The organism is Kitasatospora sp. NPDC059827, assembly GCF_042731675.1.
In the GTDB taxonomy this organism is placed as follows: Bacteria; Actinomycetota; Actinomycetes; order Streptomycetales; family Streptomycetaceae; genus Kitasatospora.
Map to the genome: position 1 here is coordinate 30716 of NZ_JBHWIV010000013.1, position 13557 is coordinate 44272.

Genomic DNA, 13557 nt, shown 5'->3' on the forward strand with positions numbered 1-13557 from the left:
GTGGTGCGGGGCGCGCCCGTGCGCCGCCCCGGTTCGGCTGTTACGCCGGTCGGCCGACGTCGTGGTAGCTCTGCAGGTCCAGCAGGCCCGAGCCGCTGGCGAGCACCACCACGACCGGCCGCTGCCGCCGCGCGTCGGCCTCGGCCACCACGCCGAGGGCGGCGGCGAGCGCGTGGTTGGACTCGGGCGCCAGCAGGATGCCCTCGGTCTGCAGCAGCAGCCGTCCGGCGGCGAAGGACTCGGGGTCGCCGAAGGCGACGGCGTCCAGGACGCCCTCGTGCCGCAGCAGGCTGACGATCGCGGAGCTGTGGTGGTTGCGCAGGCCCGCGGCGTGGACGGCCGGGGGGATGTAGTCCATCCCCATCGAGTAGCCCATCACCTCGGGTGTGAAGCCGGCCACGTCGGAGCGGCCGTAGCGGTAGACCCCGGCGGTGAGCCGCGGCGCCGCGGTGGACTCCGCCGCGAGGAAGCGCAGGTCGGCGCCGTCCGTACGGGCCCGCAGGTACGGCCCGATCAGGCCGCAGAGGTTGCTGCCGCCGCCCGCGCAGGCGACCAGGTGGTCGCCCCGCCCGGGGGCGCCGAGGTCCTCGCCGAGTTCCTCCAGCTGTGCCCGCACCTCCAGCCCGAGCAGGGTCTGGTGCAGGTAGACGTGCGGGGTGCCGCTGCCGGAGAGGTAGGCGGCCGACTCCTTCCCGAGCGCGTACTGGATGGCGTCGCTGATCGCGGTGCCGAGGCTGCCCGGGTGGTCGGGGACGCGGGCGAGCAGCTCGCGTCCGACCGGGGTGAACGGCGAGGGGGAGGGGTGGACCTTCGCGCCGAGCAGCTCCATGTAGTGCCGGCGGTAGGGCTTCTGCTCCAGGGAGCAGCGCACCATGAAGACCTCGGCGTCGAGGCCGAACATGCTGGCCGCGAGCGCCACGCTCATGCCCCACTGGCCGGCCCCGGTCTCGGTGACCAGGGTCCGGCGCCCCTCCTCGGCGGCGTAGTACGCCTGCGCGATGGCGGAGTTGAGCTTGAAGCTGCCGGTCGGCAGTACGTCCTCGCGCTTGAGGTAGATCCGCGCTCCGGTGCCCAGCCGCTGCTCCAGGCGCCGGGCCCGGTGCAGCGGGGTGGGCCGGCCGACGTGCCGCAGCCAGTCCTGCACCGGCTGCGGGATCGGGACCCACGGTGCGGCCGGCCGGTCGTGCTCCAGGATCGCCTTCGGGCGCACCTTCGCGGCAATCTCGGCAGGGCTCGGATTGCCCTCGTTGCGGACTTCCGGCAGGTGTCCGGGAAGATCGCCGAGAAAGTTGTACCAACGTTTGGGAAGAGTCGAATCAGACCGATTGTCCGACGTGGGAACGGCGCCCGGCAAGAAGTCGACCCGGGAATTCTTCGGGGATAAGGATGCCATGACGCCCTCCAAAAAGGACTTCGCATGGTGCCTACTGGCGGCATCCTAGGGCCAGCTTTGAACGGGGCGCAAGATTCCTGTTTCAAGGATCATGCAGGACTTCGAAAACGTGGGCAAAAAGGGCGTGCGGCCCGTGGAACATCCGGTGGAAAAGCCGCATAACGCCCGGAAGCAGGGTGGTCGACGACGGTGAACTCCACTGCCAAGTCGGCTTCCGAACAGTACAGTTGACGTTGATTCAGCCCGACCCGACTTGACAGGTCACCGTCGAAAACACCGTCGGCGGTCCACGGGTGCACGACCATTCCAAGATCGTGAATTCCAAGATCTCGCGATAGCGGGCGCCGTCGCTTCTCCCTAATTCGACGTGGGGGCCGACCGAATGACCAACGAAGCCGTCCGATCCATCTGCCGCAGCTGCCACGGCGGGTGCGGGGTTCTGCTAATTCCCGGGAACCGTGACGAGTTCACCGTGGCCGGGGACCCGGAGAATCCGAACAACCGCGGATTCCTCTGCGCGAAGGGCCGGGCGGCGCCCGCGCTCGCCCGCCACCCCGACCGGTTGACCCGCCCGCTGCGGCGGGTCGGCAGCCGTGGCAGCGGCGAGTTCGAGGAGATCGACTGGGAGGAGGCGCTCGACACCATCGCCACCAGGCTCCGCGCCGACCTCGCCGGCGCCGGGCCGCGCAGCATCGTGCTCGCCCAGGGCACCGACCGCAACTACCAGGAATGGCTGTTCCGCTTCGGGAACGCGCTGGGCACCCCGAACGTCATCGGACCGGCCCACGTGTGCTTCTACCCGCGCGTCATGGCCGGGATCCTCTCGATGGGCGCGTTCAGCTTCGTCGACTACGAGGGCGGTCCGGAGCTCGTCGTGCTGTGGGGGAGCAACAAGCCCGCGACGCACGGGGACGGCGTCATCGGCACCCGGCTGCTCGACGCCGTCAGCCGGGGGACCAGACTGATCGTCGTCGATCCGGTGCGCACCCCCGTCGCCCGGCGCGCCGAACTCCACCTGCAACTGCGGCCCGGAACGGACACCGCCCTGGCCCTGGCACTCCTCCACGAGGTCTTCGAACAGGGCCTGGAGGACGGTGAGTTCGTCTCCCGGTACGCCACCGGCGCCGAGGAACTGCGCGCCCACGTCCGGGAGTGGACACCGGAACGGGCGGCCGGGATCACCGGCGTCCCGGCCGACCTCATCCGCCGGGCCGCGACGGCGTACGGCGCCGCGGCGAGCGCGGGCATCGAACTGGGCACCGGGGCGCAGCAGAGCCGGGACTCCTTCGGCACCGCGCGGCTGCTCGTCCAGCTCTCCGGACTGTGCGGCAACGTCGACGTCCCCGGCGGCGACGTGCTGTGGGAACCCCCGGGGATCGTCGGCAGGCGCGCGATGCCCGGCTACGACCTGCTCCCGGACGGCGCCGGCGGCGACCGGCTCGTCGCCGGGCACTCGATCCTGGGCATGTCCGGCTGGGCGCACCCCGGGGCGGTCTTCGACGCCTGCCTCACCGGCGAGCCGTACCGGGTGAACAGCCTGCTCATCTTCGGGTCGAACCTGCTGGTCAGCTACGCGGACTCGGCGAAGGTGGAGGCGGCCCTGCGCGCCGTCCCCTTCATCGTGGCCGCCGACCTCTTCCTGACGCCGACGGTGCGCTACGCGGACATCGTGCTGCCGGTGCCCAGTTGGACGGAGCGGGACCAGATCGTCGAGCACGCCAACTACGTGGCCAGCCGCAACCGGGTCGTCGACCCCCTCGGCGAGAGCAGACCCGACGAGGCCATCCTCAACGAACTCGCCCACCGGCTGGGCCTGGAGGGGTTCTGGGACAGCGCCCAGGACGCCCTGGACGCACGGCTCGCGCCGATCGGAATGGACTGGAAGGCCCTCCAGGCCCAGCAGTACCGGGCCACCGGCCTGCGCTACCGCAAGTACGAACAGGAGGGGTTCAGGACGCGCTCCGGCAAGTTCACCTTCCACCACCCCGGCCTGCGGATGATGGGCTACGACCCGCTGCCCCGGTGGACCGACCGCGAGCAGCCGGACGAGGACCACCCGCTGATCCTCACCTCGCGCCACTCGACCTTCTACTTCAACTCGGAGTTCCGCCAGGTCGGCCAGCTCCGCGAGAAGGAGCCCCACCCCCGGGTCGAGCTGTCCCCGCGCGCCGCCGCCGACCGGGGCCTCGCCGACGGCGCCTGGGCCGCCGTCACCCGGCACGACCGGGCGGCCTACTTCCGGGTCAAGGTCACCGACCGGCTGCGCGACGACAGCGTCTGCGTCTCCGCCTCCTGGTGGTACCCCGAGCTCGACGGCCCGGACTCCTGGCGCCTCTCCAACGTCAACCTCCTCACCACCGACGCCGGTTCGAACGCCGAGATGGGCTCCTCCGACCTGCGCGGCTGCACCTGCCAGGTGCGGCCGCTCACCCCGGAGGAGCACGGGAGGCTGGCGGGCCTGCTCGGCATCTGAGCGTGCCGGGCGCCGCCGTCGGGGGGCGTCGTCTGGTCTAACGACCCGACAGCAGGCTCTCCAGGAACTGGCCGTGCGCGGGGACCGGGAGGCTCCGGGTCTCCGCGGGCTCGGTGGCCTCAGTGGCGTCCGGGGCCGCTACGGTCTTGGGTTCCGGGCTGACGGTCCGTGCCTGGAGGACCCGGGTCGGCTGCTCCGCCCGGCCGGAGACCATCACGCCGACGGCGTCCGCGATGCGGGTCATCGACTGGGGCTGCCCGGCGGTCACCGCCGGCGCCCGGCCGGCCGCCGCGGCCTCACCCCGCAGCCGGTCGACCTCCGCCTCCAGTGTGGCCACCCGCGCCCGCAGGTCGTCCAGCTCGCTCTTCTTCCCCATGCCCCAGGCCCTTCCCGGCCGCTCCCGGCCCTCTGACGTGCCGTTCCACCCTATCCGGGCCGCTCCCGCGCGCCCACGGGGCGGCACGGTGGCCGGGGCGGCGGCCGGACGGGGCCTGCGGCACCGGGGGTCCCGCGTTGATCGCTTGTCTACCGGTGCTGCCTAGCGTCCTTCCCGTATCCGGCCCGATCCCGGGCCGCCGTCGAAGGGAGAACACTCGTGCTCCGCAGAACTCGTGCACTGCTGACCGGTTCGGCCGTCGCCCTGGCGCTCACCATCAGCTCGACGGGCTTCACCGCCCACGCCTCCGGGGACCAGAGCGGCATCGACGCCTGCGCCCGGGAGGCGAAGGCGGCGGGCTTCGCGAAGGACAGGTCCGGTGAGGGCCGCAACGACGACGCGATCTACGCCGTCGCGATCGCCATGGCCGAGTCCGGCTGCAACCGCCTGGCCGTCCACACCAACCTGCCCACCGACCCCGACCCGGGCACCAAGGACCTCGGGGCCTGGCAGATCAACGAGCGCTGGTACCCCGAGGTGCACTACCACGACCCCGAGATCGTCACCGCCGAGAACTGGCAGGACATGGGCTGGTCGGCCCGCAAGGCCTACCGGATCGACAACGACGGCACCGGCCGGGGCTGGGCCTCCTGGGCGGCCTGGAACCTCGGCACCTACCAGCAGTACCTGGGCCAGGCCCGCGACGCGGTCAACCGCGCCTGGCAGTGACGGTCCACCGTCGGTGACGCCCCACCGGTCCCCGGCCCGAGGTCCACGAACCTCCGGCCGGGGGCCGGTGCGACGGTAGGCGTCATGAGTCGGTCACTCACATCGTGGGTGGGAGACAGGAGCGAAGCTCTTCGATCTTGACTCGGTTGAACCCGGGTGGGTTCCGGCTGGGGCGAGGCAACGTCGGTACAAGGAAAGTCGCCAGCCTGGGTTCGCCTGCGCAGCCCAGCTCCTGCCAGATTTGTGAGGCGAGGTTCGGCATGACGGGGAATGCGAGAAGTGCCACGCCCTTCAACCACCAGTAGGCGCCGTCTGCGTCCGAAGAAGCCATGGCAGCCGCCTCGGTGCACCATCGGTCGAACTCGGAAACTGCTTTGGTCGTAGAAATACGTGCGGAGTCGAGGGCTGCTGACTGTTCGGCGAACCTCAGCTCCAAGAACTCCGCGAGGAGGGATCCAGGAGAGCCTGGAAGCCTATCGGGGAGACGGTTCCAGGCCTTCTCGATGAGACTTCCAAGACGGTCGGCGAGCTCTGTATGGGCTGTCGTGAGAAAGTCTGCCACTTCGAAGCTGGCAGGCGCATCAGACAGGTCCTTCTTTGCAAGGTGGTAGCGCACAGCATCGACATCGATCGACGGTGCTGCTGCTATTTCACCCGCCCAGATCGCATGGCGAGTGCTGGTGGAGAACTTTTCCCCTGCGAGTTGATAGAAGTGATTGATCAAGCATCGCTGATAAGGCTTCATGTCACCGTGGAGGAAGCTCAGACCGACGATGCCAACTAGTGTTGCAATCACGTTGTCTATGCCCAACGTGGTGATCGTTGTGACTCCTGAGTTCGGATCGAAGGCGTTCACTCCGGTCCCGCTCAGCGTGCCGTGGACGGCGCCGGCAAGTCGGGCGAACATGAATATCCCGGCATTTGAGTAAAGTCGTTGGGGCGGTCCCGGGCGCCGGCCGGGCAAGGGAGCGCCCCACTCCTGCGGGGTACTCAGGCGGAGAAGCGCGCCCTTTTTCTCCAGGAAATTCATGGCGGTCTTTTGATGAGACTGATGAATCCCCATGCGAGAAAAGCAATCCGCAGCGCGGGCAGGTTCCGGCAATCGCAGGAAGAGGCTGGAGACCTCATGCCAGGTGAGCTTGCCTTCATCTATCAGTGGTCGAGGGTCGACGAGCAGTTCTGGCGAAACGAGCCTACTGCAGTTCCCACAGAAGTATGTACTCATTTCGGTTCCGCAAGCGGGGCAGCGGCCCGACAGCCAAGCGTCCACGACCCATCGGCCTGACGACTCGCAGTACGGGACACGCTCTGATCGGGCCAGTACGGCGCCTCGCTGCATCAGACGCCCGACAGACGATGCGACTTCGTTCTCAAAGAGGGAACGCCATTCGTCGTGGTGCGGACTGATGTAAGCGTCGACATCGATGCTAAAGGAGGCCAGATCACGCTGCATGCGCTCCCCATAACGGTCGGCGATCTCGGCGGGATCGGATCCTTCGGCGTGGGCGCGAACGTCGACCGCCGACTCGTACACGTCACTTCCAGTGATCACCAGTGGCAGGTCGCCGCGGGCTCGGAGGTGGCGCGAGATCATGTCGGACCACAGAAAAGGTCCTCCTATGTGCCCCAGATGCAGCGGGCCGTTCGGTGTGGCTTCTGGTGGAACCAGTAGATAGCTCTTCGGAGTCCGAAATTTATCTGCAAGCAACATGGGCGAAACGCGCCTTTCGCTGAATGGCTGGCTTCGGAGATGGTGAGGTCTACTGGGTCCAGGCGATTTGGGAGTTGACGGTGATCGGCGCGCCGCCGTCTGGCTGTTCGATGGGATTGTTCTGCGGAACGGTGAAATGACTTATCAGTCCCGGCTCAAATATCAAGCAAAGGCTTGATCCGCCGTATCCGAAATACCCTATCTCGTCACCCTTCTTCACTTCGCACCCGGGGGTGACGCTGATAGTGACCGAGGAGATGTCGCCCATGCCGATCGGCATGACACAGACCATCTTATTCTTGGGGGTCGCCTCGATGAAGACCAGGCCGCGCGTATTGATCGACGCCTGATACGCCTGTGAGTGGGTTCCGGTATAAGGGTTCTCATTTGCGCTCTCGGAGTGGCTGAATAGTAGCCCAGGCGCGACCTCGGCATGCCTGACTATCCCGTCCACCGGCGAATGCCAGCGATGGTAGTCGCCTCCGGACAGATGGGACTGAAACACGTCGCCGCCGATGAAGCGACTTACATGTTCATCCCCGCACTCGGGGCCGTGAAGCATGTCACCGAGCGAATAGGGTTGCCCCTTGAGCCAGAAATCGGCACTCCTGCTCACATTGCGTTCGTACTTGAAAACTCGTCCGTCGTTCGCAGAAGTGATGACCCTGGTATTCACTGGAGCAGTGATCGGGCGAAACTCCGGCCGAATCCTGCGGTGAAAGAATTCGTTGTAGGAGCCGAAGCCCCAGTGGAGGGCGTTGGGGATGACGTGGTACTGGTGAAGGTTGAGCTCCCGACGCGCCGGTGCCGAGAGCCACCCGTTGTCACCTTCGTGCAGGACGGAGCAGCTCTCCGGGCTGTCGAGAAAGAGGCACCACTCACGCTGGATGCGTCGGACAGCTTCGTTGAACTCGCGATTCCGAAACGCACTCTCACCAGCAGGCGTGATCAGCATCTGACCGAACAGCGTCGCCATCGGGAAGAGGACCCTTTTGGCGGGATCCTGATTGTACTCCGGGGCAGAGGAGACAATCAGGTTCAGGCACTGGAGCAGGGCCTCCGTGTCGGTGACCTCCTTGTAGGGATCCGGAACTTGGTCGATCATCTCTGAAACGTACATGCGAACTATCCCGTCACGGGAAATGAGGTCGCGCAATCCGCTGACCGCTGGGGATAGTTTTCCCTTGATGAGGCCGGCCCGCCCAGCGAGTTCTTTCCGCCACCGGTGGCCGGCGCTCAGATCTTGAGGCAGGTAGCCGCCGCGCCGGAGTTCGTTGTGGCGGTGGTTCAAATCATCGGGACCGCCGAGAAGACTCATCGGTGCTCCTTGAGTGGGTGTGTTCGATGGGTTTCATGTTGCGGCGCGGAGGTCCCTCCGGCAGTCCGGTAACCGATGGCCGGTAGTTCCTCTGGCGGCTGGGGGACGTGAACTCGGCTGGCGACACCTGGGTGGTGAGCATCGACGATCGCCGGGGTTGCTCGCTTCGCGCCCGCCCGCCCCTCGGTGGAGGGACGGGCGGGCGACGAGTTTCATTCCATAGCATGGATCTTCTGCTCACGGTCAATGGTTTCGCTGTGATAGTAACCGTTTCCCGAGGTCTCCGAGATGAGATCTCGCGATGCCGTACTGTAATAGCGGCCAAGCTTCAAAGAAATTAGCTGAATTAGGTTCAAGGCCCAGAAGAACTGGGTCAGAAAGTCCTGCCCGGGAAGTTCGATGTTCTCTACCGCGACGTTGCGATTCTTATCGCAGTCAGCAGCCAGTGTTTGGATGAGATTGTCCATCTTATCCTTTGTGTACTGGTCCTCCGAGTCGTCGGAGAAAAGCAGGATGCAGTGCCGCCTAGCTGGTTCCGAGAGAGTGGCCACCTCGCTGTGGCAGAACTCATGAAAAAGGTTCCGAGTGGTCGGTGCCATCGCCATTTCATTGAAGTGCATCTTTCCGAGCTTGAACAGGCTTTCGTGCCACTTGGGTGATCCCAGAAGGATGATGTTGGCGTCCTGGGTGTCCCGGGCGATGCGATCGACGTCGTCCCATCGGCCCATGAGTTCACTATCCGTGAGCTGATTGAATACGGCCTGCAGGTCCTGCGTGCCGTCTGAGGGCAGGAAGCCGAGGTGGTGAAACATGTGGAGCAGAATGGCGAAGTACTGCGGTACGTGGAAGAGTGGGTACTCGCGGTCGGCTTCGGCGAGTCGCCAGTGTGCGATGGAGATGCCGCGGTTCTTGCCGGCTTCTGCGAGTTGGGACCCTGAGGTGAGGATGAGAGTCTGGTCCTCCCGCCCCGTGAGCTCGTCGAGTGCGAGTAGTGGTTCATCCGAATTTCCACTGTAGGAGCTCACTACGAAAAGTGTATTGTCGCCTTCCAATGCGCTCGGGGGCAGGAGGAACTTCACTTCGTAGTCGTTGAGGACGAAGACGTCGATTGGTGATCCGATTTCATTGAAGTATCCTCGCAGGACGTCCGAAACGATGGCCGAACAGCCCATGCCGACAAACACTATGCGCCGAAACGATCCCTCGGTGATCCTCTCGGTCAGTGCCGGTGTCAAATCCTCGATCGAATACTCGGTGGGCTTGAGGAGTCCGGCGAAGAACTCGCTCTTCATGAACTCCTCGTACCGGGCGAGTCGCTGATCCATTTCCACTCCCTTGGGAAACATTTGCTCAGATGTTTTGTTGTCGAGGGTTTCGCTGAGCCCTCCGTGCGTTCTCAGTTGTATCCGCAGGTTCATCCGGCCTGGTAGCGAGCAAGCAAAACTTCGATCTTTTCGCCAAGGCGGATCGCTGGCTTTGTGTTCTGGTGACAACGCTCGCGGACGAGTGCAGCCGGCCACGCCGCGGCGGCGGGCATCCAACGGTGCCTGGGTGGGTGGTCGCGCTCCCGCATGGCGTTCAGGCGGGCTGCGGCTCAGTTGTCGTGCTCGCCCTTCGCGCCGATTCCAGCTGGCGGCCTCCGCCATGGCTCGGACGGGGCTTGCTTGATGAGGTCGTGTCGGATCGTCCCGCTCGGAGCTCGCGCTGTGGATGCACTGTGGACCGCGGAGAGTGGAGCTTCGACCGAAATCTCTCCACCTGTGACCGCCCGCGCTCGTGTCCCTGACCGTTTCCGAAATGGATTTGCAGTAGCGCAGTTGAGGTGCCGAGCTCCTTCGTCGAGCGGTTAGCGTGAGCCGCGGCTGCTCAACGACTGGGCACACCGGTCGGGCACATCAGAACTTGGCAGCTCTCAGAGGCCTCGAACGACGAAAGGTCTGGCTCGTTCATGCATGAAATCGATTACTGCGTCACGGCGTTGACGTCAGCCCAGTTCATCCCAGAGCGCTTCTGTCGACGGATGCACGGAAGTCGAGCCCGATGCCGCCGGCGCTGTTGACCGCAAGGATGAGGGCGCCTCTTGGTCATCCAACTGGCCCTGATTCACGGGCTGTTCGTGAGGGATCTCCGTGAGAGTGGAACCTGACTCGACGGTGCTGCATCAGCTGTACGGAAGCAGCTTCACCGCCTTCGTCCTCATGCAGAAGGAAGGCTATGACCTGTACGCGCTCGCACGCCTGGGCGACCCTGACCTGGGCTACAGTGCCGTCCGCTGCGCGCTCCAACACGCGGCAGAGGACTGGGGAAGGCTACTCCGCGAGCAGAGCCCCGCTGCGTGCGTATGGCAAATGGTCCGGGATTGTGTGACTGAGGCTCGGGTTCACGTGTCAGCCCCGGCCGCGGACAATCTCCACCAGCGACTGCCGGCGGCCCAGGCCGATGTGGAACTGCTGCACCGTCTGGGTCTGTCGGTGGAGCAGGCGGCGGACCTGATGGGCCGGGCAGCCTCCGAGACGGTGGCCGACCTGCTGATGGCCAGACGGACCTTGAGGAATCCCGCCGGGGCTGGGGACGCGACCACGGCGGCCGACGTAGTCGGGCTGCCCGAGGCGCTCAGATGAGGGCCTCGAAGTGGCGGAGGGCCTTGAGGAGGAGCACCCGGGCGCCTGTCTGTTCGACGCCCAGCCGCATCAGGTGCCGCAGCTCCTCCTCGTACCGCTCCATCTCGGCGAGCCTGCGGGGCTCGCCCGGAAACGATGCCACGTCGGGGGCGTCGGTGTAGTAGTCGGCGCCGGTGAGGGTCTCGTTGTAGATCAGTTCCCTCAGCGGGCTCGACCCGAAATCGAGCTTGGTCATCGAGGAGACCGAGCTGGCGACGAGGTGCTTCCTCGTGATGATCCGAATGTCGAAGTTCTCGCGGTAGGTCAGGCTGATGAGGTGATTGATCTGTTCGGCCATGACCTGAGGGGACCCGATCTCACGGTAGAGGCTGTCCTCTTCCAGGAAGAACGCAGCGCCGGCGGGGTTCGCGAAGAATAGCTCCTGTCGACGGCGTCGCAGCGCGGCGCGTCGCTCCAACTCGTCGTTCAGGCAAGGCTTCCGGTGTGCCGCGAACAGGGCCCGGTAGTAGCTGGGGGTCTGCGCGAGACCAGGAACGATCTTGGCTTCGTAGGTGATGAGGAATGCGGCAGCGCTCTCCAGGGCGATCAGTCGCTGGACGTCCGCCGCGACCAGGTCGCGGTAGGCGTGCAGCCAGTGCGACTTGGCAGCCTGGGCGTGCATCACCAGCTCCTCGACCGCGGACTGTACCTCGGGGGCGGCCTGGAAGGCGTTGAGGAATTTGGCGGCGTCCCCTGGCTTGGGGGCCTGCCACCCGTTCTCCAGGCGGCTGAGCTTGGCTGCCGACCAGCCGACTCGACGAGCGGCGGCGGCAAGAGTGAGATCACCCCGCAGGGCCCTCAGCTGGACACCTGCCAGCATCGCGGCGGCGATCGGGTTCCGGGCCGGATCGGCACCCGGCCGCGAAAGGGCGAGCCCGTTGTCGCTGCGCATGTCATCGTGCGAGATGAAAGGCATGCAGCCCCTCCTGTGGGAGACTTTCCGCCTGAGTCTCCCACAGGAGGGGCCGCGTACCTCCGTATGTCTTCTACGGAGCTGTCGCTGGACAGGTGATTCAGGTTTCGATCATGTGATCGAAATCCCCGTTCTGCATACCCTCACGGAGAGCCTTGATCTCGCCCGGCGTGTAGATGAGCACTGGCCCCTCCGGGTATCGGCTGTTGCGCACCGCCACGTCCCCCTCGGCCAGCTTGGCGAACTCCACGCACTGCCCTTCTATATTGCTGGCTTTGGACTTCACCCAGGTCACGCCGTGGATGGAGCTCGCCGGCATGCCATTCCAGAACTCGCTCAAATGAATCCCGCCTCCTCTTTGTTGAATGATGCGTTGGCCAGGGGTCGTCCTGCGTGGCTGCCCTCTGGGTGCTCAGTGACTCTCGCACGCCGGCTCAGAACCGCGAAGCTCGTTAGCGTAGTAGGCATGGTCGTCTGCCATTCTTTGGCAAGATAGGGAAATATGCTGGAGCCTGTGTGGTCCGGATATTAGCGTACTCCTGTCGGGTCCGCGGGTATCTCAGGATTTCTGCGACCCCTGCGGTCGATCCGATCGAACCTGTGACCTGGAGGAGAAATGGCTCGCATCAACGGGGATTCACCGTCTCGGGAGAACCCGGTGGCGTACTTCGATATCAATACCTATCGATGGGTTGCTGAACTGTCCAATCGAGACTTCATGCGTCTCCGGGACCGTGTTCTCGGTATGCCGGGATTTGACTCCCGCACCCGATCTCTCAAGGCGAGTTTCCACAGCAATGGCGTGACCGGAATTCCAGGCCTGCTCCAGAGCGACGCTGTATGGAAAGCCGCAGCCCAGCACGACTTCCGCTACACGATAGGACCGAACGTCATGGATGGGGCGGCTGCGGATCGGGATCGGGAGGAAGCCGATACGCAGTTCCACCGGGAAATATCGGAGATCAGGCGCTTGAACACCGGACAGCAATGGCTGGACCAGTATCTCGAGCCTGTCGACCGGACGCTTGCGAGGACCCATGCGGACGCGAAGTGGGCCATCCTCCGATTGCTCGGCAAGACGAGCTACTACCGGAGCCCAGTGAACCCTGCGGTTTCTTTCGGGGAATCCGCCCGAAAGGAAGGGTGGTTGTCCGGGCCAGCCGAAGGAATTGATGCCTACTGGGGCTGAATCCCGGTCGCGGGGGACCGCCGGGTCCTCCTGTTCATCGCGGTCCGGACCGCGATGAACAGGAGGACCAACGCCGGCCGGAGTCAGCCGCGGTTCGCAATCCGCGAGTCGCCTGAGTTCAGGCTGATTCCGATCGACATCCACGGGATGCCCTCGGACGTACCGTCCACAGCACCCGCCCTCCCGAGCCCGGCGTGGTAGAGGCCGTCGCGGGCCGCGAGCCAGTAGTCGTCCGGCTCGGAGCTGACGTCGGAGACCAGTGCTCCGTCGCCCGACACGATCAGCAGACTCACCATGCCGGTCTCGCTCTGGCCGGCGGCCGGAGTACTGAGAGGTGACAGGTCCCATTCCGCTCGGACGGTAACCGATTCGCCCGCCGCGATTCGGGTGGCGTTCTTCTGAACGGCCTCCACGGCGGCGATGACCGGTCCTGCGGCAGTCCGCCCGGCGTTCGAGGTGCTCTCCAGCAAGGGGCCTGCCCCTTTCAGGAACCGCGCCAGGTCGGCGAACGTGGCGAGGCTGTCGGGCAGATCGGCCGTTTCGGCTATGGACTTGACCTCACCAACCCTGACCGACAGAAGTGGTACCTCGGCGTACAGCTCCTCGAGCTCGCGCTCGGGATGGGGCGCCATCAGCACGTAGATGGCCTGGCCGAGGCCGTTGATCACGTGGACTTCCTGGCTCAACTCGATGGTCATGACGAATTCTCCATCCTCGTGTCGGCCCCTGAGCGCCGCGCTACAGCACTCGTGCTTTCCGCCCCTTCGGGCGCCGGGCTCGTAGTGCCTCCACGGT

At 65.4% G+C, this 13557-nt stretch carries 12 protein-coding genes; 4 read left to right on the forward strand and 8 right to left on the reverse strand.

All coding sequences use genetic code 11. The features are described 5' to 3' along the window. Positions 1-40: 40 nt before the first annotated feature. A complete protein-coding gene (locus ACFV8H_RS11110) occupies positions 41-1354 on the reverse strand; it encodes a TrpB-like pyridoxal phosphate-dependent enzyme (protein WP_380398677.1) in 1314 nt (437 codons plus the stop codon). Between the two features lie 421 nt (positions 1355-1775). Between ACFV8H_RS11110 and ACFV8H_RS11115 the strand changes: the two genes are divergently transcribed. After that, positions 1776-3866, forward strand: a complete 2091-nt coding sequence (locus tag ACFV8H_RS11115) for a molybdopterin-dependent oxidoreductase (protein ID WP_380398491.1) — start codon at positions 1776-1778, stop codon at positions 3864-3866. 37 nt (positions 3867-3903) lie between these two features. Here the strand turns inward: ACFV8H_RS11115 and ACFV8H_RS11120 are convergent, their stop codons facing one another. Next, complete coding sequence (locus tag ACFV8H_RS11120) at positions 3904-4242, reverse strand: hypothetical protein (RefSeq protein WP_380398493.1); 339 nt, start codon at positions 4240-4242, stop codon at positions 3904-3906. A gap of 219 nt (positions 4243-4461) precedes the next feature. Between ACFV8H_RS11120 and ACFV8H_RS11125 the strand changes: the two genes are divergently transcribed. After that, positions 4462-4971, forward strand: coding sequence for a hypothetical protein (locus ACFV8H_RS11125; RefSeq protein WP_380398494.1), 510 nt, complete (start codon positions 4462-4464; stop codon positions 4969-4971). A 97-nt stretch (positions 4972-5068) separates the two neighbouring features. Here ACFV8H_RS11125 and ACFV8H_RS11130 read toward each other — a convergent pair whose 3' ends face one another. The 3 genes from ACFV8H_RS11130 to ACFV8H_RS11140 all read right to left on the reverse strand — a co-directional run bounded on the left by ACFV8H_RS11130 (position 5069) and on the right by ACFV8H_RS11140 (position 9646). Beyond that, positions 5069-6682 carry a class I tRNA ligase family protein gene (locus tag ACFV8H_RS11130; protein ID WP_380398496.1) on the reverse strand — a complete coding sequence of 538 codons (1614 nt, stop codon included), beginning with the start codon at positions 6680-6682 and terminating at the stop codon, positions 5069-5071. Between the two features lie 49 nt (positions 6683-6731). Then, entirely contained in the window at positions 6732-8000 is a 1269-nt protein-coding gene (locus ACFV8H_RS11135; protein WP_380398498.1) for a phophatidylserine decarboxylase associated domain-containing protein, read from the reverse strand. A gap of 212 nt (positions 8001-8212) precedes the next feature. Continuing rightward, positions 8213-9646 (reverse strand): SIS domain-containing protein, encoded by a 1434-nt coding sequence (locus tag ACFV8H_RS11140; RefSeq protein ID WP_380398500.1) that lies wholly within the window; start codon positions 9644-9646, stop codon positions 8213-8215. 489 nt (positions 9647-10135) lie between these two features. On the opposite strand from ACFV8H_RS11140, the gene ACFV8H_RS11145 reads away from it, so the two are divergent. Continuing rightward, complete coding sequence (locus ACFV8H_RS11145) at positions 10136-10621, forward strand: hypothetical protein (protein ID WP_380398502.1); 486 nt, start codon at positions 10136-10138, stop codon at positions 10619-10621. Here ACFV8H_RS11145 and ACFV8H_RS11150 read toward each other — a convergent pair. Together ACFV8H_RS11150 and ACFV8H_RS11155 are read right to left on the reverse strand one after the other, a co-directional pair. Beyond that, positions 10614-11576 carry a Scr1 family TA system antitoxin-like transcriptional regulator gene (locus ACFV8H_RS11150; protein WP_380398503.1) on the reverse strand — a complete coding sequence of 321 codons (963 nt, stop codon included), beginning with the start codon at positions 11574-11576 and terminating at the stop codon, positions 10614-10616. The genes ACFV8H_RS11145 and ACFV8H_RS11150 overlap by 8 nt on opposite strands. Before the next feature lie 97 nt (positions 11577-11673). Next, complete coding sequence (locus tag ACFV8H_RS11155) at positions 11674-11913, reverse strand: DUF397 domain-containing protein (RefSeq protein ID WP_380398505.1); 240 nt, start codon at positions 11911-11913, stop codon at positions 11674-11676. A 276-nt stretch (positions 11914-12189) separates the two neighbouring features. Here ACFV8H_RS11155 and ACFV8H_RS11160 point away from each other — a divergent pair, with 276 nt between their 5' ends. Then, a complete protein-coding gene (locus ACFV8H_RS11160) occupies positions 12190-12762 on the forward strand; it encodes a hypothetical protein (protein ID WP_380398507.1) in 573 nt (190 codons plus the stop codon). Between the two features lie 83 nt (positions 12763-12845). Here the strand turns inward: ACFV8H_RS11160 and ACFV8H_RS11165 are convergent, their stop codons facing one another. Further along, a complete protein-coding gene (locus tag ACFV8H_RS11165; protein ID WP_380398509.1) occupies positions 12846-13460 on the reverse strand; it encodes a hypothetical protein in 615 nt (204 codons plus the stop codon). Positions 13461-13557: the final 97 nt, after the last annotated feature.

Excerpts from the sequence above, each read along its gene's own strand:
- ACFV8H_RS11115 (WP_380398491.1), top strand. The coding sequence starts at position 1,776 with ATGACCAACGAAGCCGTCCGATCCATCTGCCGCAGCTGCCACGGCGGG.
- ACFV8H_RS11120 (WP_380398493.1), bottom strand. The coding sequence starts at position 4,242 with ATGGGGAAGAAGAGCGAGCTGGACGACCTGCGGGCGCGGGTGGCCACA.
- ACFV8H_RS11130 (WP_380398496.1), bottom strand. The coding sequence starts at position 6,682 with ATGTTGCTTGCAGATAAATTTCGGACTCCGAAGAGCTATCTACTGGTT.
- ACFV8H_RS11135 (WP_380398498.1), bottom strand. The coding sequence starts at position 8,000 with ATGAGTCTTCTCGGCGGTCCCGATGATTTGAACCACCGCCACAACGAA.
- ACFV8H_RS11140 (WP_380398500.1), bottom strand. The coding sequence starts at position 9,646 with ATGGCGGAGGCCGCCAGCTGGAATCGGCGCGAAGGGCGAGCACGACAA.
- ACFV8H_RS11150 (WP_380398503.1), bottom strand. The coding sequence starts at position 11,576 with ATGCCTTTCATCTCGCACGATGACATGCGCAGCGACAACGGGCTCGCC.
- ACFV8H_RS11160 (WP_380398507.1), top strand. The coding sequence starts at position 12,190 with ATGGCTCGCATCAACGGGGATTCACCGTCTCGGGAGAACCCGGTGGCG.
- ACFV8H_RS11165 (WP_380398509.1), bottom strand. The coding sequence starts at position 13,460 with ATGACCATCGAGTTGAGCCAGGAAGTCCACGTGATCAACGGCCTCGGC.